We start from the raw sequence: 19,884 nt of genomic DNA, 5'->3' as shown, positions 1-19,884 counted from the left end.
CGAAGGGGTTCGCACGGGAGCCCCGCCGACGGCCCCTATTCGGCAGTGCGGGGGCCGCTCCTTGACCAGGCGATGCTTCGCCGCCCGGGACGCATGGTCGGTGAGGACTGCCGCCTGTGAGGCTGGTGCCGCCGTGCCCGATGCCCTCGCAAGGTCTGCGCCTCGTCAAGAAGACGACGTTGCCCCCACTGGTGTGGCAATGCGCCGTGAGCGTGGGGGGCGTCAGCCGAAGAACTTCTCCAGCTCGGCGGCGAGCGCCGCAGGCTGCTCCTCGGCGATGTAGTGGCCGCTGTCGGCGATGGTGGCGTAGCGGATGTCGGTGGCCTTGCCCTCCATCATCGCCTGCACCACGGCGACGTACTGGCCACCCAGCCCCAGGACCGGCATCGTCAGCGGCGGGTAGGAGTTGTTGTCGGCCAGGTCCTGGTGGAACGTCCGGTACACGCCGAAGGCCGCGGCCACCGCTTCGGGCGCGTCGTAAGCCGCGGCGTATACGGCACGGCTTTCCTCGCTGATCCGCTCCGGGTGGAGCGCCAGGTGCTCGGTCGACCAGTCGATGATGTGCCGGAACCGTCCCGCCAGCAGCTTGACGGGCAGGCCGTCGACCTGGCTCAGCGGATACCACCAGGCGTTCGGCTGTTCCGGGGTGGGGAAGGGACTGATGACGTCGAGGAATATCTGGGAGAAGGGTCCGCCCTCCCAGATGGCGAGCTTCTTCGTGGCCTGGGGGTGGTTCGCGGCGAAGCTGTAGGCGACCATCGCCCCGATGTCCCCGCCGGCGATGTTGACCTGCTCGTGGCCCAGGCCGCGGATCAGTTCGTGGACGTCCTGCGCCATGTTCTTCTTGTCGTAGCCGCCGGCGGGCTTCTCCGACGCGCCTTGCCCGCGGTAGTCCACGGCGATGACGCGGAAGCGCTGCGCCAGTGGGGGGAGGAGTTCGCGCAGAGCGTGCACGGTGCGCGGCCACCCGTCCATGAGGACGAGCGGCTCGCCCTCGCCTCCGGTGACGTAGTGCAGCCGGGTGCCGTTCACGTCGGCGTAGCCGTGTTCGAATCCTTCGAGCATGCTTGGTTCTCCTGTGTGCGATGGCGGTCACTTGCCCGGAGGTCGGGCCATGACCGGTTGAACGCCGGCCTTGCCGGCGGATGCCCCCGTGCATGACGAGCACCCGGCCCTCGTTTGCCGCAACGCGGTCGGGCCGTGGGTGGTGTGGAGTCAGGAGGGTTCCGGAAGGATGATCGACTTCGCCAGCCCGGCCATGATGTCGAACCGGGCGAGCTGGTCGTCGTCGATGACCGACGGAGGCCCCTCACCGGGCCGGGCGGGGAGGGCGTGATCGACGAAAATCTGTTCCAGGCCCGGAGGCGTGAAGATGAAAATCATCCTTGCGGCGTGGCTGCCCTTGTTCTTGAAGCGGTGACGGACCCCCCGGGGGATGTGAATGAAGTCGCCCGCGACCGCGGTGAAGAGATGGTCCCCGTCGAGGAACTCCAACTCCCCGTCGAGGATGTAGAACGTCTCCTCCTGCTCGGGGTGCGCGTGAGGAACGGGTCCGCCGCCGGCCGGAACCGTGGCCTCGATGAAGCCCATCCCGCCGTTGGTCTGCGCACCCGTGGCCTTGATCGTGTAGACGTCACCCGCGGCCCACACCGTCGGGCCCTTGCCTGACGGCACATGGAGCGCGCCGCGCTTGTTCCAGTGCGGGTCGTGTGAGTCGAGATCGGCCAAGGAAAAGGTCATCGGTTCCTCGAAGTCTGGCTGGGATTGACATGGAAGGCGTCACAGCCGTCCGTCCGGGCCTGTGACGCATCGCGAAACCGGGCATGTCGCCGGCCGGGAAGGCGGAGCGTCAGGCGCTTCGGTGGAGGGGAGTGCCTTCGACCCGCCAACAGCCCTGTTCCGCGGGGGGATGCACGGAGTGATCACATCTGGATCGCGGAGGGAAACCCCGTGTCCGGAGTCCCCGGGATCAAGGCATTCCCGCAACGGTCGCGGGCGGCCGTGATGGGTCACGCGTCACGAGCAATCTCGCACCGAGTTCCGTCCCATGAAGCAGGTATGACCCCGTAACTGATCGCAAAGTCGCACAGGAGCCCGGCAACGCCCCAACCGACCCTAACAATTACCTTACGGAGTTCCATTCGCGGCCTTTCGGTTCATTGTGATTGCGAGGCGGATGACTCGGAGCGCTGCCCGGCGCCTTCGTCACCCCTCCGCGGACACGGCGTGGGCCGTGCAAAGGCGCGACAGCCCGCCGTCCGCCGCGAAGCGGCCGTGCTGGTCGCAGTCATGAGCGAAGGGTGTGATCGGCGCTGCGACCCGGCAGGGAGCGGCGAGCGACCGAGCTCAGTCCGTGGAGGGCCGGCCTTCGACAGGAAGGGACCGCTTGCCCAGGTTCCGCCAGGCTATGGCGCCCAGGAGCGGGGTCAGGACCATGATGACGACCCAGCCCGCCTTGGGCAGTATGCGAATGCGGGCTTCGGGGGTCCTTATGCAGTCAACCAGAGCATAGATGTACAACACCGCGATTATCCCGTATATCGCGCATTCCAGCACTGCCGTCACGGGGTTATCTCCTGTGCCGCAGCAGTGATTACCGCAGGCAGTCCGGCAGATCCCCTGTCATGCCCGGTAGTTGTGGTCACGATGATTCCGCCCTTCCTGTGATCGTTACGGTTGGCTCGGTGCGCAGCCAGGCAACTTCGTTGCCCCTGAGCGAATACGGTCAGGAGTTGGCCGGGCGGCGCGATCCGCCGGCTCGCTCCGCTGCCACTTCCTCAGGTGGACGAGACAGCCACCGCCAATGTGACGGGTGCGGCGGGGCTTGCTGACGAAGGAGCGCTTGCGTGCCATCGGCCAAGCGCGGCGCCCGGCAGGAGACGGAGCATCCCTGGGGCCCCACGCCCTGGCCAACTCGTGGGCGCCGAAGCGAACGTGGCCGGCGATGCGGCCCTTCGGGCCGGGGTGCCGGGGAGTCGTCCGCCGGCCCGCCGTCGCAGACGCCGACCGGCCGGATCGTGTCGCCACCGCGCCGCCCCGTGGCCATGTCGTCGTTGGGACATGTCGCTTCCGCGACATGCGGATACCAGTGACATGTGCTGGGACACCACTGATTCTGTCGTGCAGCTCACGAACTGGCTCTGAATGAAAGGTGTCTGACGGATGTCATGGTTCCGTCTATCGACGGCGATATCGACCGTACTGGTGGTGACGGTCGGCGGTGTGGCGTCCGCCTCCGCCGGTACGGGTGCGGAAGGAAAGGCGCGATTCGTCGAGCGCGCGAAGGCGGATTCCGCCACCGTGCGACTGCTCACCGGCGACCTGGTGACCGTGACCTCGTTGCCCGACGGAAGGCGTACCGCCTCGGTGCGGCGCGGGCCCGGGCGCGAGCACGTCTCCTTCAGGACGCTGGAGGGGGACGACAAGGCGCTCACGGTGGTGCCGTCCGACGCCGAGGCGCTGCTGACCGCCGGCACGCTGGACCGCCGGCTGTTCGACGTGACGGCGTTGATCGCCCAGGGCTACGACCAGGCCCACGCCTCCGCATTGCCGCTGATCGTCGCCTCCCGGCCCGCAGCGGACGGGACCAGAGGGACCGCGCGTGCGGCCAAGGCCGCCGCGGACACCGCCGACCGGCTGGTGGCGTTCCACGCGCCCACCACGCCCGCCCGGAACCTGCCCAGCATCGGCGCCCGCTCGCTGCGGGTCGCCGGCGACGACCTGGGTGCGTTCTGGAAGACGCTGAACCCTGGTGGGCCCTCCGACGCCGCCCGCGCCGCGGTCGCTCCGCGGATCTCGCTGGACGGCAAGGTCAAGGCCGTTCTGGACCGCAGTACCGCGCAGATCAACGCGCCCACCGCCTGGAAGGCCGGTTACGAGGGCCAAGGCGTGAGGGTGGCGGTCCTGGACACCGGTGTGGACGCGGCCCACCCCGACCTGGCCGGGCGCATCGCCCAGGCCAAGGACTTCTCCGGCAGCGGCAACACCGACGACCGCTTCGGTCACGGCACGCATGTCGCCTCGACCGTCGGCGGCACCGGCGCCGCGTCCGCCGGGACGCGGCGCGGCGTGGCGCCCAAGGCCGACCTGCTGGTCGGCAAGGTACTGGGCGACAACGGTTACGGCACCGAGTCGCAGGTCATCGACGGCATGGAATGGGCGGCCGACGAGCACGCCGAGGTCGTCAACATGAGCCTCGGCTCGGAGAGCGCCTCCGACGGCACCGACCCGATGAGCCAGGCCGTCAACACCCTCACCGCCTCCACCGGCACGCTGTTCGTCATCGCCGCCGGAAACGCGGGCCCGAGTCCGGGCACGGTCGGTTCCCCGGGTGCGGCCGACGCGGCGCTGACCGTCGGGGCCGTCGACCGCGACGACTCGCTGGCCCCCTTCTCCAGCCGCGGCCCTCGCGCCGGCGACGGGGCGGTCAAGCCCGACGTGACCGCTCCCGGTGTCGGCATCGTGGCCGCCCGCGCCTCAGGCACCACCATGGGCACCCCGGTCGACGCCGACTACACCTCCGCGTCCGGCACGTCGATGGCTACCCCGCACGTCGCCGGCGCCGCCGCGCTGCTGGCCCAGCAGCACCCGGACTGGGGGGCGCAGCAGATCAAGGACGCCCTGGTCAGCACCTCGCACACGGTGGCCGGCACCAAGGTGACCGAGCAGGGCGGCGGCCGCATCGACCTGGCCACCGCGATGGGCCCGGTCACCGCCACCGGCACCGTCATGCTCCCGGAACTGCAGGCCGGAGCGACCCGCAGCAACCGGCGGGCCGCGACCGTGCGCTACACCAACACCGGCGACAAGCCGGTGACGCTCTCCCTGGCCGTCGATCTGGCCACCACCACCGGGCGCGCCCTCGCGGACGGCGCGGTCACCCTGGGCTCCAAGACCGTGCAGTTGGACCCCGGCGCCACGGCCGAGGTGCCGCTGAGCACCGACGCCGCCCGCGCGACCGCCCGCGGTACCTACTACGGCTACGTCACCGCGAAGTCCACGGACGGCACCGTTCTCGCCCACACCACCGTCTCCCTCAAGGTGCGGGGCAAGACGCACCGGCTGACCGTGGTCTACCGCGACCGGCAGGGCCGGGTCGTGCCCGGCACGCTGCCGAACATCTGGGGTCCTTCCTACGGGTCCGGCGACGGGTTCGTGCCGTACACGGACAGGGACACGGCGACCGCCGAGGTGGAAGAGGGCACCTACCAGATCAGCGGTAGCTTCTTCGAACAGGTCGAGGACGGCTTCGAGGCGGGCGAGCTCGTCAACCCCGAGGTGAAGGTCACCAAGGACATGACAGCGACGCTTGACGCCTCCAAGGTCACCGAGGTGAAGATCCGCACCCCCCGGCCCGCCGAGCAGCGCGGCATCATCGGCACCACGTTCCACCGCGTGATCGACGGCAACGGCCTGATCCAGGGCCACATGATGTTCGACATCGTCAAGCGGCTCTACGTCAGCACGACCGCGCCGGTCACCGACGGAACCTTCGAGTTCAACTCGCGCTGGCAGATGGTGGCCCCGCAACTGCGGGTCAAGGTCACCGGCAGCTCCCTGGATTTCATCCCCTACTACGAACTGGACTCCAAGGTCTTCGGGGACAAGGGCGCCCGGTTGACCGCCGTGGACGCCGGCACGTCCGCGGCTCCGGACTTCCGTGGCGCGCGCGGCAAGGTGGCCGTCGTACAGGTCCTCTCCATCGCCGACGACACGAGGACGCTGGCCCGGGCCGCGGAGACCGCAGGCGCGAAGGCACTGCTGCTGGCGTGGCCGGAGGGCGAGCTCTCCTGGACACGGTGGCGTCCGGACGGTGAGCGGATGGCACTGCCCACCGTACGGATCTCCTTCAAGGAGGGGGCGGCCCTGCTGAAGCTCGTCAAGCAGCGGACCACCACCGTGGAGTTCTCCGGTACGGTGCGCAGCCCGTATCTGTACGACGTGATGCAGGTGTCCAAGGGCTTCGTTCCCAAGAACCTGGTGCACACCGTCTCCGCGCGCGAGAGCGCCGTGGTCCGCAGCACCTACACCCGCACGGGTGCCTCGACCTGGGCGAGCGAGCAGCGCTTCGGGTGGCGTCCGTACCAGGACACCGCCTGGAACCAGTACAGCCGCTACGTCCCCAACGGCCGGGAGCGCGTGGAGTACGTGACCGGCGGGGACACGCTGTGGCGCCATGTCGTGCACCACAACGTGGTCGACAACCCCGACAACACGCTCTCGGTCGGCATGCGCGACCTGCCACGCACCTACCGGCCCGGTCAGCGGGCGGCGGAGCGGTGGTTCGGGGCCGTGGTCCGTCCGTCGATCCCGCGTGGTGCGCCCTGGCCGTCGGTGCGCAAGGGCAACACCATGTCCGTCTTCGTTCCGGAGTTCAACGACTCCGGCACCGGCCACTGGTCGCTCTACGAGCTCAACGTCATCGATTGGGGCAGAGGAGCGGGCGCCCGCGGCGCCGGAGCGGACCCGGTGGACGACACCGCCACTGCGGTCCTCTACCGCGACGGACAGCAGATCGCCGAGTCGAGCCAGGGCGCGTGGGGCGACATCGAGGTGCCCGCGGGCGACGCCGAGTACCGGCTGGACCTGGAGACCACCCGGGTGTCGGACGACTGGCGCTTCGGCGCCGGCACCCGCACCTCGTGGACGTTCCGCTCCGGTGCCGCCGCCGACACGACGCTGCTGCCGCTGCTGCAGGTCGACTACGCCGTGCCGGTCGACGCCCGCAACGCGGTCGGCTCGCAGCGCACGCACAACCTGGGACTCAACGTCCGGATGCAGGACGGAATGGCGGCGCCGCGCGGCGTGCGGCTGTTGGTCGAGACCTCCTACGACGACGGGAAGACCTGGACCACGGCACGTACGGCCCCCAAGGGCAGCGGCTTCACCGCCACCGTGCAGCGGCCGGCCAAGGTGCACGGCGACGCGTACGTGACGCTGCGCGTGACTGCGAAGGACGCGGCAGGCAACTCCGTCCGGCAGACGGTCGACCGCGCCTACCTGCACAGCGGCGCACGGTGACAGGGACTGCAACGCTGACCAGTACCTCGTGACGTCGCGGCGGGTGCCGGTGTATGTGAGCCCCGGCACCCGCACCCCGTCAGAAGCGCATGCGGCCCCGCGGGACATCGACCACGCGACAGACGGTCCAGGTCGCCCTTGCGGCGCCTACCTGCGGTTCCTCGCCGCGGCGGTGGCGCGGTAGGGGGCCAGGAAAGCGGTGAGTGCCGCCAGCAGTTCCTGCGGGGCCTCCTCGGCAACCCAGTGGCCGCTGCCCGGGATGACCAGGGACTGCACGTCGTCTGCCGCGAGCTTCATGGTGGTCGTCACTCCCTCTCCGACGCTTTGCGCTCCACCGATGGCGAGGACGGGGATGGTCAGGCGTCGCTTCACGCGGTCGGCGTTCTGCGCGAAGGTGGTGTCGAGGTCGCGGTACCAGCCGAAGCTGCCGCCCAGCGCGTGACGGTGCGAGGTGAGGGACTCGATGTAGTACCGGATGGCGTAGTCGGGCAGCTTTCGCGCGGCCTTGGTGTCGAGCTGCCAGCCGAAGTAGACGTCCTCCCGGCCTGCCACCAGGAGCTCGTTGACGTCGTCGAGCCGGTTGAAGGGGAAGTGCCAGAGCATGTTGTTGGCCTGGGCGGGGCCGAGCAGAGGCGGCGAGGGCGTCACACCGGGAATGACGGCTTCCGCGACGGCGAGACGGTCGACGCGGTGAGGGTGGTCCGCTGCGAGCGCGTAGCCGATCGGCATGCCCGTGTCATGGCCGACCACCGCGAAGCGTTCGTGGCCGAGGGTGTCCATCAGCGCGGCCAGATCGTTCGCGAGGGTGGCGGTGTCGTAGCCGTCGCGGGGCTTGTCGGTCAGCCCGATGCCGCGCTGGTCCACGGCGATGACCGTGTGGTTCCGCGCCAGCACCGGCATGACCAGGCGCCAGGCGTACCAGTTCTGCGGCCAGCCGTGTATCAGGAGCAGGGGCGGCCCGTCGCCGCCGACGACGGCGTGCTGACGTATGCCACCGGCCTGGATGAGCCGGCTGGTGAACGTCCGACGGAACCCTGCCGGGAGCCCGGGAACACCGGACACGGATCCGAAGCCCTTCGGGGTCTGCCGCGGAGCGGCCGTGGCGGGCAGAGCGGAGACACCGGTGAGCGCGAGACCGGCAGTGACGGCTGCCGCGCCGCCGACGAAAGCGCGCCGGGAGACCTGGCGCGGCGGCTGGTCCGGGCGCGATGACGACATGCCGGGGCCAACTGGGCCGGGCGGTTCGATGGGAGAGGGGTTCACACTCGGTTCCTTTTGCGGTGGTGATCAGACGACGCCGGCGGGGCAAGGCGCCCGGCGACGGGGTGGGGTGCCGGCAGTGCCCGATGGCGTGACGTTGCGCCGGTACGAGCCCCCTTGCGTCCCTGCATGCGGCACGCCTGGCATACGAGGAACATGTAAGAGCATATGCTCCTATGTTCGGAAGGGCGATGCGGTGTGCTCTGGCTCATTCCGGAGGAGGGGCCCGGCCCCGCATCGGCACGGGTGGTGGACCTTCCCAATTAAGAGTAGATGCTCGTATAGTGCACGGGAAGCCTGTGGAGGACGCAATGACAAGTGCTACGTCGAAAGCGGACCTGTGCAACAACCTGGCGCTGCGGAAAGCGTCACGGTACCTCGGCGCGACGTACGACAAGGCGCTGGCCCCGCTCGGCCTTCGGGCGACGCAGTTCAGCATCCTGCAGCAGCTCAGCGTCCACGAAGAGATGACGATCACCGCCCTCGCCGACGTGATCGCCATGGACCGCACGACCATGGCCTCCAGCCTCAAGCCCCTCGCTCGCGAGGGGCTCGTCACCGTCGAGACGTCGGCAACCGACCGCCGGGCACGCATCGTCGCCGTCACGCCCGCCGGCCTGGCCCGGATGGGGGCGGCACTCCCGCGGTGGGAGGGGGTGCAGGCGGAATTCGAGAAGAAGTTCGGTGCCGAGAACGCGGCCAGGATGCGCGCCTTCCTCGATGCCGTCCTCGACACCGGCTTCGATCCCTGGGCTGAGTGAACACTGCGACTGCGCCGTGCTGGGCGGTCGCGCGGCTGTCCATGGGGCCGTCGCCCACAGGCGAGGTCTTTCCGCGCTGAGGACCTCGGATCCGCCGCGGTGCGTGAAGGCCGGCAAGGGCGTGTTGGCGCCTTGCCCTTCCGTAAATAGGAGCATATGCTCTTATTTGTGAGATGGTGGCCCGGCGCGGCCGCCTGCAGAACTGGTCAGCGCGCAGCTCGGCGCCTTCCCCGACTCCAGGCCCCTTGAAGAGGCCGGTTCCCGTGCCGACTGAGCCCCGCCTCCGGTCACCGCAACCGCCGAGAGATCGCTGACCCCGCATCGCGAGAAGGAACCACGTCATGACCCTTGTGAAGGCAGCTGCCGTCCAGATCAGCCCCGTGCTCTACAGCCGTGCGGGCACGGTCGGGAAGGTGGTGGAGAAGATCCGTGAGCTGGGACGGAAAGGTGTCAGGTTCGCGGTCTTCCCGGAGACCGTTGTCCCGTACTACCCCTACTTCTCCTTCGTCCAGCCGCCCTACACCATGGCCAAGGAGCACCTGCGGCTGATGGAGGAGGCGGTGACCGTGCCGTCCGCCGACACGGATGCGATCGGCGCGGCGGCCCGCGAAGCCGGCGTGGTCGTCTCGATCGGCGTCAACGAACGTGATGGCGACTCCCTGTACAACACGCAGCTGCTCTTCGACGCAGACGGCACGCTGCTCCAGCGCCGCCGCAAGATCACGCCGACGTACCACGAGCGCATGGTCTGGGGGCAGGGCGACGGCTCCGGGCTGCGTGCCGTGGACAGCGCCGTCGGCCGCGTCGGCCAGCTCGCCTGCTGGGAGCACTACCAGCCCCTCGCCCGCTACGCCCTGATCGCCGACGGTGAGCAGATCCACGCCGCCATGTTCCCCGGCGCGTTCGGGGGCCCCTTGTTCGCGCCGCAGATGGAGGTGGCCATCCGTCAGCACGCGCTGGAGGCAGCCGCCTTCGTCGTCAACGCCACCGCCTGGCTCGACGCCGACCAGCGGGCGCAGCTCGCGGCGGACACCGGTGCCCCGGCCGGGGTGTTCTCCCAAGGGTTCTTCACCGCCATCGTCGACCCCGAAGGGGGCATCATCGGCGAACCGCTCACCTCGGGTGAGGGAGAGGTGATCGCCGACCTGGACCTCACGATGATCGACCGGCGCAAGCGCCTGATGGACGCCCGGGGTCACTACAGCCGCCCCGAATTCCTCAGCCTGCAGATCGACCGCACACCCACCGCACCGCTGCTCGACCGCAGCACGCACACGCCGGTCCAGCGCGTCCACATACCCAACGACGGCCTGCACTCGGAAGTCTGAGGCCACCCCGCGTCAGGAGGCGTTGCCGCTGGTGGGCACGCCTCCTTTCCGGTGCCACGGCGCGTCCGGACCGGCCGGCCTCGCGGAGAACGCTGGTCGAGCGGAGCACCGTGTGTCCTCGGAGGGCACGTGCGCAAGCTTGTCCGGGTTGAGGACCCTGCGGTACGCGGTGATCAGGCCGTCCTTGATCTCCACCGTGTCTACGGAGACGGCTCGCCCGTCCCTGCGGAGGAGGAGCGCTGGCTCGCCTCCGACCTCGATGGCCTCAATACTGTCCGCGCGCAACAGGCGCCCCGCCCGCATCATCACCATGGCGATGCGCGCGCCGCCCCGGATGAGCTTGCGCGCCGCGACGACCCTGCCGCCACCGTCGGTGACATATACGGCATCGGGATGCAGCAGACGCACCAGGCCGGCCATGTCCCCCGCTTCGTAGGCGCTGCGGAAGGCGGCGATGAGGCGCTCGCGCTCCGCCCGGGAGGCGCCCACGGTGCGCTGCCTGGCCCCGGCCACCTTCCGCCGTGCTCGTGAGGCGAGTTGTCGGGCGGCCGCCACGGAGATGCCGAGCACGTCGGCGATGCGGCTGAACTCGAGACCGAACACGTCATGGAGGATGAAGGCCACACGCTCGGGCGGCTTCAGTTCTTCCATCACCACGAGCATCGCGGATCCGACGGATTCGTCGACCAACACCGGCTCGGAGGCGTCCGGCCCCGTCAGCAGGGGCGCCGGCAACCACGGCCCGACATAGGTTTCCCTGCGGGCGCGGGCGGACTTGAGGATGTCATACGACCGTCGCGCTGCCACCGTGACCAGCCAGGCCCGCAGGTCACGGACGTCGCGTAGGTCGGCTGTGGCTGCCCGCAGCCATACGTCCTGGGCCACGTCCTCGGCATCGGCGACGCTGCCGAGCAAGCGGTACGCCGCTCCGAAGACGGCGGGCCGGAGGGTTTCCCACTCGTTCTCGAGCATCCCAGGTGGCCTGGGTGCATGACTCGCGTCCATCGACGTGGCCTCCTTCGCCCCGGTGTTCAGGTGGGCACCTCCCTGCACGGGGAGTACATGTTGGGAGAGGCCCATGTCGTGCAGACCTGTCGGTCGCGCTCCAGGGTTCGGCGCACATGTCGCCTCGGCGGCAGCGTGCGCTTGCGCCGGTGCCGGCACGTCCAGCGACATGTGGCCAGCGGTTTCGCCGGGCCTCAGCAATAGGAGCATATACTCTCAGTGTCGAGGTCCCTGACGGGCCTCACCCCGCGCGGGCCGGATCGGCAGGGTTGCCCTCGGCCAGGTGAGAGCATCTGCTCCTATCTCTCGCCGGAATCACCGGCAACCGATCGATACGCAAGCCCGCTCCGGCCGGATCTTCGAAGGAGACACGACATGGCGAACGCGGAAAGCAGTGACACCGACCGCCAGGGACTCAGCTACTACCCGTGGTGGCTGGACAACCTGGCCGACGACGTCACGCTGGAAGGCGCCGCCATGAACGGCACCGCGCGTGGCGCGGAAGCGGTTCGCGCCATCGTGGTCAAGGCCCGCGAACTGTACGAGTTCCAGGACTTCAGCTTCACCGGAGACTTCGGTGACAACGGTTTCCTCGAGATCTACGACGCCGCGGTCCTCGGCGAGCCCATGAAGGTCGTCGTCACGGTCACCTGCAACGCCGACGGGCAGGCCCAGGAACTCGCGGTGCTCCATCGGCCGCGCAACACGCTGCTGCTCTTCTCCCGCGAGATGAACAAGAAGTTCGCCGGCACCCCCCTCGCCGAGCACTTCCTCGCCGACGAGTCCTGAGCCGATGGTTGGGCCGTCCGGCCCCGTCGGCTACGAGGGGGTGGATCCGATGTTCGTTGCGCGCGCCCGCCAGTCGTGCTTGGCTCACCGGATGGACTTTCTCTTGACGGCAAGTGGCCTGCGCAACGAGACGCTGCGAGATGCGCTGCGGGACATGCTGGGAAAGCCGTTCGGATCGGCGAACGTCGTGTTCGTTCCCACGGCTTCGGTCGCCGAGCCCGGGGACCACGGGTGGGTTGTCAAGGACGTGAACCGCCTGCACGGCCTCGGCTGGCGGGAGTTCAACGTCCTGGAGCTGAACGGCCTGCCCCGGCAGATGGTGCTCGACCGGCTGCTCCACGCCGACGTCATCTATGTCGAGGGCGGCAGCCACTACCACCTTGCGCGCAGCATCACCGGCAACGGTCTGGCCGACGGCTTCCTTGAGGCGCTGGAGAGCCGGGTCTATGTGGGGGTCAGCGCCGGATCAATGATCTTCAGTCGTCATCTCACCGGGCATTCCGCCGACGTCATCGGGGACACTGCGGACCTCCACGTACTCGGCGCGACGAACGTGGAGCCGCCGTTCGGCCTCTTCGACTGGTATCTCAAGCCCCACCTGTACTCGCCGGATTTTCCCGAGCGGGATGACGCCTGGGCTGATCGCATCGTTGCGCGGGCGGACTTTCCGATCTACTTCATCGACGACGAGACAGCCGTTCGCGTCAGGGACGGCAAGGAGGATGTCGTCTCCGAAGGCCGGTGGCGGTTCCATCCGTGACTCAGCTCCTGGTGGAGAGTCCCGGGCAGGGCAGTGCGGCGCCCACGGGCCGCGCTGATGCGGAGCCGATGCGGGACTCGGGCGTCCTGGAGGCACAGGAAATGGGACGCAAACCGGGCCACACCTATCCGGTGAACGTGCGCGGGCGCTTCGAGGCCCGCTACAGCACCCGCCGGGACGGCAATTCGGGGCGACCGCAGGAAGTCTTCGCCTTCGGTGAGTTCGCCTGTCATCGCCTACGCCGACACGCGCCAGCCCTTTTCGACGTCGCCGTACGGGCCGCGGGGTTGACGCCCTCCTACGTGAGTGGCCGATCTCCAGCGGCACCGCACCATCGGGCAAGAAGAACGCGTCGTACCACCGCACCCGCCGGGCAGTGACTCCTAGGGGTATTGGACGACATGTGGGCTGAGGCCTTCGGCAACGTACTGTGCCGGACCGATGGGTGGCTTCACCGTACCCACACGTCTGGTACTCCAGCAGGATTTCGCTGTCTGACCTGCGGGTTTCACTGGGCGGCTGGAGTGTAGCGGGCCGCGGAAAGGTCAAGGGTGGCTTTCGGTAGGCCGCCCCTCGATCATGCGAGAGCGACGTAAGTAGTGGCAATGGCGGGCGACTGCTTGGCGTTGTCGGCGCCAGTCCGACCAGCTCAGCGCGTGGTGTCGTCCTCGGTGTCCAGGCAGCTGCGGGGATCGGGGGGAGACAAGCTGCCAGGAGTCGCCGAATCTCCGCCACTGTGAGCGCAATGGTCCTGGCCGCCTCATCGGTTCCGCCCCCTTTTCCCGGACCTGGTGCGCCGTGACGGCCAGGAAAGCGTGCGCGAGCATGGCGAGGGTGATGTGCCGGTACCAGCCGGTGTAGCGGCGGACTTCGTACTGGTCCAGGCCGCATTCGTTCTTCGCGGCCAGGAAGCACTCCTCGATCGCCCAGCGCGTCCCGGCGATCCGCACCAACTCCTGGACGGTGGTGCCCAGGGGAGCGTAGGCGAGGTAGTAGGCGATCTCGTCGGGCTTGCGGATACTGCGCCGGGCCATAGCCCACCGCATCCAGTGGGGGATCTCGCCTTGGTAGTCGAACTCGGCAACGGCCGGCAGCCGTACTGCTGCCCAGTGGTAGACACGTGGTCCACGTGGCCGCGCCGTGGTCGGGGCAGTCTCCTGGCGTGATCGACGACTTTGCGGGTGCTTCTTGGGACCCGGAACTCGACGAGCTCTTCCTCCGTATTGGCCATCGTTTCGGCCGCGCTGACCTGCGCCGCAGGATGCGTGACGACACCCGTGGCCTGCTCGGTCCGGTCAGCCGAAAGAACGGCTGGCAACTGGCCGAGTTCGCCGGCCATCGGACACCCGACGGCTTCCAGCGGCTGTTGAACAGGGCTATCTGGGAAGCCGACGAAGTCCGCGACGACCTGCAGGCATACGTTGCCGAACAGCTCGGAGACGCCGAGGGCGTCTTGATCATCGACGACACCGGCTTCGTCAAGAAGGGCACCACCTCCGCAGGCGTGCAGCGGCAATACTCCGGCACCGCCGGCCGCACCGAGAATTGCCAGATCGGAGTGTTCGCCGCCTACGCCACCACCCGCGGCCGGGCCCTGGTGGACTGGGAACTGTATCTGCCCAGGTCATGGACCGACGACTCCCAGCGCTGCCGCGCTGCGAAGGTCCCCGAAGACCGGGCCTTCGCCACCAAGGGCGAACTGGCCAAGACCATGGTTTGCGGGCCCTTGCCTCACCGCTGCCGATCGCCTGGGTGACCGCCGATTCCGCCTACGGTCAGGAATGGCGCTTTCGCCGTCTGCTGGAGGAAGCCGCCGTCGGCTACGTGCTTGCCGTTCCGAAATCTCAGCACGTGCCTCGCTTCGGCCGCATCGACTACCTGTTCTCACAGGCTCCGCGGGAGGCGTGGGAGAAGCGCTCGTGTGGCAACGGCGCCAAGGGTCCTCGCTTTTACCACTGGGCGGCCGTCCAAATCCCAGCGATCGAGGACTTCGACGGTGACACGCCCACACATCAGCGTTGGGCGCTGGCGCGGCGCAGCATCACCAAGCCCGATGAGATCGCCTACTACCTCGGCTATGCCCCGGTGGGTACCGGCATCGACCAACTCGTTACGGTCGCAGGACGCCGGTGGGCCATCGAGGAATGCTTCCAGGCCGCGAAGAACGAATGCGGCCTGGACCAGTACGAAGTCCGCCGCTACACCGGCTGGTACCGGCACATCACCTTGGCCATGCTCGCCCACGCGTTTCTCGCGGCCACCGCAGCTCAAGCGGCGGCAAAGGGGGATGCAGAAACGGTTCCGGCACCCTGGTCCCACTCACCGTGGCAGAAGTCCGCCGGCTCCTGGCAACTCGCTGCCCGCCCCAACCCGGCCGGCAGCTTCGCATCCACACGGTGAGCTGGTCGCTCTGGCGGCGCAGACACCAGGCCATCGCCCGCCACTGCCACTACAGGCGACGACTCCACTCGATGGAGGGGCGGTCCGGCAAGACCGCCCCCGACACACAACCCCCGCCCTACACTCCGAACGGCGCCTGTCACCAGGCCACATAGCGAAACGCTGCTGGAGTACTAGTACTCCAGCCGTAGTTCGTGATCTCGATCGTGAGGGGCGCCGAGGAGGCAGCTGGCAGCGTCGATCATCTGGCCGAGACCGACCACCCCGTCGCGGGCGTTCGTTTCCTTCTCCGCCTACCCGAGTCCACCGAGACGGAGGGCGTTCCTTATCTCGCTGAGCTTCGCGGTCGTCGCCGGGGTCCACTCCTTCGCCTGCTCACCGAGACGGAGGGCGTTCTCAATCTCGCTGAGTTTCGCGGAGGACAGGGCGCCCGCCCGCTCGATCAGGTCGTCCCGGGACACGGTGGTCAGCCACGTGCAAGGGGTAAAGCCCGGACGCGGGAACGCGAACCGAAGCACGCCTTCAAAGGGCAGTCCTTCCACGGCGCCCACTGCCACTTCGACGCCCAGACCGGTGATGTCGACACCCGCCCGAGCGACGACCTGCATCACCCGGATCCCGGACGCGTCGTCTCCCGACAGCAGCACGACCGGCCGCCGCTCATCGAACTTCACCCACCAGAGTTCGCCACGTTGCACATGTCCTCCTGACACAGGACGGCCGGACGCTGCGCGACCCCGACGCGCTGTGGAGACGAGTGCGGCCACCCGTTGATCATCGGTGTGTGAAGACAAACGATCACGCGGTGGCCCGAGGCCACAGCATAGACCCTGCCCGCTGGCAGGAGGCGTTCGAGGGCCTGATGAGCCGGATAGCGGGACGGTTCGCACGGGTCGAACCCCGGTTCCGGGTCCGGAAGTTGGTGCTCGGACTGCTGTCGGACCTGCCGCGCAAGAACTGCTGGACCATCGCCGAATGGGCCGGGGAGAGTACCCCGGACGGCATGCAGCATCTGCTGGGGCGGGCCAAGTGGGACGCCGACCGGGTCCGCGACGATGTGTGTGACTACGTGGTGGACCACCTGCACGACGACCAGGCGGTACTGGTGGTCGACGAGACGAGCACACCCGCCCCGCACCCGATGCCCTCATTCCGCTCACCTGCAACGAGATCCAGCGCCTGTTCATCACACTCGTTGTCCGACCCGTCCACGATGCCGCCCACCGGCTCGGTGGGTCCGACTGGCGGCGCCGCCACCAGGCCCGATCCCAGGCCAGCCACTACCGTCGACAAGCCACTCGGTGATTTCGAAGGTCATGGCACCTACTCGTAGAGATTCCCGGAAGGCAGTCCGGTCGGGCTGCCATAGGAGGCCGCGCAACCCGTACAGGCCGCTGCGGAAGAGGTCATGGTTTTGCGACGAGGATCGTTGAGGTTCAGCAGTCGGAGATCGCCGCGCGCCGCGCTCTGCCGCAGCCCGGCGACCACGCCTCCGCGCCGGTCACCCGGGGCGGCCGGATGACGGGGTGCAGCTCACTCCGGCGGCGGACAGGCGCCGGCGCCGCACCCATCGACCGGCCCCGGTCCGCGGGGGAGGCCGCCGTCACGGAGCCGTGATGTCCAACCCGGTGAGGTCGGCGGAACGGTTCCAGAGCCGACGGGCGAGGTCGGAATCGTCCGCCTGCGGGTTGGTGCGTCGAGCGGGCCTGCCGTTCTCGTAGTACGTACCGGAGTGCCAGTCCACGCCGGGAGTGGTCTCGGCGAGCCATACCAGCTGGCGGGCGCCCTTCTCGGGGCTGACCATGGCCAGCCGGCTGAGCGGACTGCTGTAGATGGGGCGCATGAAGCTCTTGCTGCCGGTGGCGAAGTTGGTGGCGACGGCTCCGGGATGGAAGGCGGCAGCGGACAGACCGTGGGACGCGTATCGGGCGTGCAGTTCCTTGGTGAAAAGAATGTTCTCCAGCTTGGCCGTGCCGTACGCCCGGTGCGCGGAGTAGCCGTGGTCGTGGTCGAGGTCGTCGATGTCGAGCTTTCCGAACAGACGAGCCCCCGCGCTGGATGTCTGGATGACCGATGCTTTGCCGGCCAGGAGCTTGTCCATGAGGAGATTGGTGAGCAGGAACGGCGCCAGATGATTGATCTGGAAGGTCTTCTCGAAGCCGTCGACGGTCTTTTCGCGATCGCCGAAGATTCCCCCGGCATTGTTCACCAGGACATCCACACGCGGGTATGCGGCGTCCAGGTCCGCGGCGAGTTTCCTGACGTCGGCCAAGCTGGTGAAGTCGGCGAGGAAGCGGTCCGCTCCGAGTTCGTCGGCGATCTTCGAGGTCTTCTCGGGTGAGCGGCCGACGATGACGACTCGGTGGCCGTCCCGGTGCAGCCGGCGGGCGCCCGCGGCTCCGATACCGTCGCTGGCTCCGGTGACAACGATGGTTTTCGGCATGGAAGGTCTCCGTTTCTCTGGCTGCATGCGTGGCGCATGTCCGTGAAGGTGTAACTTCTGATTGCCGCGGCGTGTGAACATCGACGTGTCGCAAGGGCGCGGTCGCGGGGTGACCAAGTGGTTGCTTCCGCTGCCGGCACAGCCGATGGGAAGGCGCATGTACCGATGGACTGCAGCTGCGTCCGCACCGGCGCTGAGCGATTGGAGCGAGGCGTTCTCCGGTCTGCACGGGGCGAGCCGCATCACGGTCATGGACCGCGAGGCGCCATGGAGGGGACTCCTGGAAGCCCAGCAGTCCCGGACGTACGCCATCGCCTTGTGCAGCGGCGGCCAGGAGACGGTCGTCCGGGACGCCCGGCACATCGCCGCTGACCCCCGCGGCACCCACGAACTGCTCGTCCCCCTGGCCGGGACTGCCTGGGTGGAGCAAGGGACGTCCTCGGGGGAGCTCCAGCCGGGCCGTATGGCACTGTGCGACATGGACCGGCCGGTGACCTTCGCACACGACGACGACTTCCGGTCGATCGCGCTGATCGTGCCCGGGCATGAGGTCGCCCACCGCAACCCGGCCCTGGCCCGTGAGCCGCGGACCCTCAAGGGGACAAGCGGCCTGGGCCGGGTGATCCGCACGATGGTGGCCACGCTGCAGGAGGAGCGGGAACAGTTCTCGGAGGCGACCTTCGACGTCGCCTGCGAGCGGCTGCTCGACCTGGTGTGCCTCGCCGCGGAAGGCGCGACCGATTCGGCGCCGACGGGGCAGCGGGCCACAGTCGAGGCCGAGATCAGGCGCTACGTCCGCCGCCACGCGGGCGACGACGACCTCGACGTCGCCGACATCGCACGGGCGCTCGGCTGGTCGACCCGCTACATCCAGCAGGTGCTGCGTGCAGCCGGTACGACCCCGCGCGATCTCGTGCGCCGTGAACGGCTGCACCTGGCCCGGACCCGACTGACCGACGCGAGCTGGGCCGGGCATTCCATCGGGCAGATCGCTCACTCCTGTGGGTTCGGCAGCCATGCGTCGTTCAGTACCGCGTTTCGGCAGGAGTTCGGCATGGCGCCCCGTGATGCCAGACACGGCGTCTTCGCCCCTACGGCAGACCTGGGGTGAGCCTGTTTCCACCTCGGCGGGTCAGTCGCCCGGGGCGGTGAAGTAGCGGCGCGGATTGTCGACCAGCATGGTACTGAGCTGCTGCTCGGTGACGCCGGCCTGGCGGAGTGCGGGCAGGACGGTGTCGTGAAGATGGGTGTGGTGCCAGTCCGGCGCGATCTGTTCGCGCACGCCCGGCGGGAACCAGTCGATGTGGCACGACGCGTCGTGCGACAGCACCATGCGGTCCGCCAGACCTTCCCGTGCAAGCGCGGCGACGGTCGCAACCCGCTGGTCGCCCGGCAGCAGGATGTCGAGGCCGAAGCGGTCCATGCCGACGTACGAGCCGTTGTCGATCAGCTGGTGCAGGTAGCCCAGGTCGTCGGTGTCGCCGCTGTGGCCGATGACGACGGCGCCGAGGCCCACGCCCTCGCTCCGCAGGATTTCCTGGGCGACCAGGCCGGTGCGGGCGGTCGCGTTGGTGTGCACGGTGATCGGCGCGCCGGTGCGCAGGTGTGCCTGCGCCACCGCCCGCATCACCCGCTCCACGCCCGGGGTGAGCTCCTCCTCGATAGCGCACTTCAGGAAGGCGGCCCTGATCCCCGTCTCGGCGATGCCCTCGGTGAGCTCCCGGACGAACAGCTCGGTCATCCCCTCGGCGCCACCCAGTAGCGTTCCCGGGCCGTGGAAGCGGAAGAAGTGGGGGATGTCGCCCAGGGTGTAGATGCCCGTTGCGGCGATGATGTTGATGTCGACCCGCTCGTTCACGGCCGCGACCCGGGTGACGTCACGCCCCAGCCCGATCACGGTGGGGTCCACGAGCGTGGTGACGCCCGTGGCCGCCAGGGCCTTCAGCCGGTTGACCGCGTCGCCGACGCGCTCCGCCTCGTCCCAGGTCTCCGGGAGGTTCTGCCGGAACTCCTCACTCAGGACGAAGACATGCTCGTGCATCAGGACGGTCCCGAGGTCGCTGGCCGCCACAGGGCCGCGGACGGTGTGCACTTGGGAGGGCGGAGTCATGGAAGTCA

14 protein-coding genes and 3 pseudogenes are annotated in these 19,884 nt (G+C 68.8%); 8 read left to right on the top strand and 9 right to left on the bottom strand.

All coding sequences use genetic code 11. From position 1 onward, the window contains the following. Window positions 1–222: 222 nt before the first annotated feature. The 3 genes from PV341_RS02040 to PV341_RS02030 all read right to left on the bottom strand — a co-directional run bounded on the left by PV341_RS02040 (window position 223) and on the right by PV341_RS02030 (window position 2,565). Window positions 223–1,065 carry an alpha/beta fold hydrolase gene (locus PV341_RS02040; protein WP_500356512.1) on the bottom strand — a complete coding sequence of 281 codons (843 nt, stop codon included), beginning with the start codon at window positions 1,063–1,065 and terminating at the stop codon, window positions 223–225. A 150-nt stretch (window positions 1,066–1,215) separates the two neighbouring features. Further along, entirely contained in the window at window positions 1,216–1,740 is a 525-nt protein-coding gene (locus tag PV341_RS02035) for a cupin domain-containing protein (protein WP_500356510.1), read from the bottom strand. 606 nt (window positions 1,741–2,346) lie between these two features. Continuing rightward, entirely contained in the window at window positions 2,347–2,565 is a 219-nt protein-coding gene (locus PV341_RS02030; protein WP_500356509.1) for a PLD nuclease N-terminal domain-containing protein, read from the bottom strand. Window positions 2,566–3,162: 597 nt separating this feature from the next. On the opposite strand from PV341_RS02030, the gene PV341_RS02025 reads away from it, so the two are divergent. Further along, a complete protein-coding gene (locus PV341_RS02025) occupies window positions 3,163–7,020 on the top strand; it encodes a S8 family peptidase (RefSeq protein ID WP_500356508.1) in 3,858 nt (1,285 codons plus the stop codon). Window positions 7,021–7,167: 147 nt separating this feature from the next. On the opposite strand, the gene PV341_RS02020 is transcribed toward PV341_RS02025, so the two are convergent. Further along, window positions 7,168–8,238, bottom strand: coding sequence for an alpha/beta fold hydrolase (locus PV341_RS02020; protein ID WP_500356506.1), 1,071 nt, complete (start codon window positions 8,236–8,238; stop codon window positions 7,168–7,170). 353 nt (window positions 8,239–8,591) lie between these two features. Here PV341_RS02020 and PV341_RS02015 point away from each other — a divergent pair, with 353 nt between their 5' ends. Together PV341_RS02015 and PV341_RS02010 are read left to right on the top strand one after the other, a co-directional pair. Then, window positions 8,592–9,041, top strand: a complete 450-nt coding sequence (locus PV341_RS02015; protein ID WP_500356504.1) for a MarR family winged helix-turn-helix transcriptional regulator — start codon at window positions 8,592–8,594, stop codon at window positions 9,039–9,041. Between the two features lie 341 nt (window positions 9,042–9,382). Then, complete coding sequence (locus PV341_RS02010) at window positions 9,383–10,369, top strand: nitrilase-related carbon-nitrogen hydrolase (protein ID WP_500331961.1); 987 nt, start codon at window positions 9,383–9,385, stop codon at window positions 10,367–10,369. Window positions 10,370–10,381: 12 nt separating this feature from the next. On the opposite strand, the gene sigJ is transcribed toward PV341_RS02010, so the two are convergent. Next, window positions 10,382–11,341: an RNA polymerase sigma factor SigJ gene (sigJ, locus tag PV341_RS02005; protein WP_500331960.1), complete on the bottom strand. Its 960-nt coding sequence runs from the start codon at window positions 11,339–11,341 to the stop codon at window positions 10,382–10,384. A 408-nt stretch (window positions 11,342–11,749) separates the two neighbouring features. Between sigJ and PV341_RS02000 the strand changes: the two genes are divergently transcribed. After that, window positions 11,750–12,163 (top strand): hypothetical protein, encoded by a 414-nt coding sequence (locus PV341_RS02000; RefSeq protein ID WP_500330824.1) that lies wholly within the window; start codon window positions 11,750–11,752, stop codon window positions 12,161–12,163. Window positions 12,164–12,254: 91 nt separating this feature from the next. Next, a complete protein-coding gene (locus tag PV341_RS01995; RefSeq protein WP_500331958.1) occupies window positions 12,255–12,923 on the top strand; it encodes a Type 1 glutamine amidotransferase-like domain-containing protein in 669 nt (222 codons plus the stop codon). 545 nt (window positions 12,924–13,468) lie between these two features. Here PV341_RS01995 and PV341_RS01990 read toward each other — a convergent pair. Beyond that, window positions 13,469–13,876 (bottom strand): annotated as a pseudogene (locus tag PV341_RS01990) (IS701 family transposase); the annotation flags it as partial. A gap of 209 nt (window positions 13,877–14,085) precedes the next feature. Here PV341_RS01990 and PV341_RS01985 point away from each other — a divergent pair. Further along, window positions 14,086–15,323: pseudogene (locus PV341_RS01985) on the top strand (IS701 family transposase). A gap of 293 nt (window positions 15,324–15,616) precedes the next feature. Here PV341_RS01985 and PV341_RS01980 read toward each other — a convergent pair. Continuing rightward, window positions 15,617–16,021: a type II toxin-antitoxin system PemK/MazF family toxin gene (locus PV341_RS01980; protein WP_500356502.1), complete on the bottom strand. Its 405-nt coding sequence runs from the start codon at window positions 16,019–16,021 to the stop codon at window positions 15,617–15,619. A 164-nt stretch (window positions 16,022–16,185) separates the two neighbouring features. On the opposite strand from PV341_RS01980, the pseudogene PV341_RS01975 reads away from it, so the two are divergent. Beyond that, a pseudogene (locus PV341_RS01975) lies at window positions 16,186–16,443 on the top strand (transposase); the annotation flags it as partial. Between the two features lie 483 nt (window positions 16,444–16,926). On the opposite strand, the gene PV341_RS01970 reads toward PV341_RS01975, so the two are convergent. After that, the gene (locus tag PV341_RS01970) at window positions 16,927–17,766 is read right to left on the bottom strand and encodes an SDR family NAD(P)-dependent oxidoreductase (RefSeq protein ID WP_500356501.1); all 840 of its coding nucleotides are present in this window, start codon (window positions 17,764–17,766) and stop codon (window positions 16,927–16,929) included. A gap of 157 nt (window positions 17,767–17,923) precedes the next feature. Between PV341_RS01970 and PV341_RS01965 the strand changes: the two genes are divergently transcribed. Next, window positions 17,924–18,877 (top strand): AraC family transcriptional regulator, encoded by a 954-nt coding sequence (locus PV341_RS01965; protein ID WP_500356499.1) that lies wholly within the window; start codon window positions 17,924–17,926, stop codon window positions 18,875–18,877. A 21-nt stretch (window positions 18,878–18,898) separates the two neighbouring features. On the opposite strand, the gene PV341_RS01960 is transcribed toward PV341_RS01965, so the two are convergent. Then, window positions 18,899–19,876, bottom strand: coding sequence for a phosphotriesterase family protein (locus PV341_RS01960; RefSeq protein ID WP_500356497.1), 978 nt, complete (start codon window positions 19,874–19,876; stop codon window positions 18,899–18,901). Window positions 19,877–19,884 lie beyond the last annotated feature (8 nt).

It is taken from the genome of Streptomyces sp. PA03-1a (assembly GCF_033792805.1).
Classification (GTDB): Bacteria; Actinomycetota; Actinomycetes; order Streptomycetales; family Streptomycetaceae; genus Actinacidiphila.
Note: the sequence above shows the minus strand (reverse complement) of the source record. Positions and strands in the feature narration are given on the sequence as shown.

Bases quoted from the DNA above. Each gene is read 5' to 3' on its own strand.
- PV341_RS02020 (WP_500356506.1), bottom strand. From the start codon at position 8,238: ATGTCGTCATCGCGCCCGGACCAGCCGCCGCGCCAGGTCTCCCGGCGC.
- PV341_RS02040 (WP_500356512.1), bottom strand. From the start codon at position 1,065: ATGCTCGAAGGATTCGAACACGGCTACGCCGACGTGAACGGCACCCGG.
- PV341_RS02000 (WP_500330824.1), top strand. From the start codon at position 11,750: ATGGCGAACGCGGAAAGCAGTGACACCGACCGCCAGGGACTCAGCTAC.
- PV341_RS01970 (WP_500356501.1), bottom strand. From the start codon at position 17,766: ATGCCGAAAACCATCGTTGTCACCGGAGCCAGCGACGGTATCGGAGCC.
- PV341_RS01965 (WP_500356499.1), top strand. From the start codon at position 17,924: ATGTACCGATGGACTGCAGCTGCGTCCGCACCGGCGCTGAGCGATTGG.
- PV341_RS01960 (WP_500356497.1), bottom strand. From the start codon at position 19,876: ATGACTCCGCCCTCCCAAGTGCACACCGTCCGCGGCCCTGTGGCGGCC.
- PV341_RS02035 (WP_500356510.1), bottom strand. From the start codon at position 1,740: ATGACCTTTTCCTTGGCCGATCTCGACTCACACGACCCGCACTGGAAC.
- PV341_RS02010 (WP_500331961.1), top strand. From the start codon at position 9,383: ATGACCCTTGTGAAGGCAGCTGCCGTCCAGATCAGCCCCGTGCTCTAC.
- PV341_RS02025 (WP_500356508.1), top strand. From the start codon at position 3,163: ATGTCATGGTTCCGTCTATCGACGGCGATATCGACCGTACTGGTGGTG.
- sigJ (WP_500331960.1), bottom strand. From the start codon at position 11,341: ATGCTCGAGAACGAGTGGGAAACCCTCCGGCCCGCCGTCTTCGGAGCG.
- PV341_RS01995 (WP_500331958.1), top strand. From the start codon at position 12,255: ATGGACTTTCTCTTGACGGCAAGTGGCCTGCGCAACGAGACGCTGCGA.
- PV341_RS02015 (WP_500356504.1), top strand. From the start codon at position 8,592: ATGACAAGTGCTACGTCGAAAGCGGACCTGTGCAACAACCTGGCGCTG.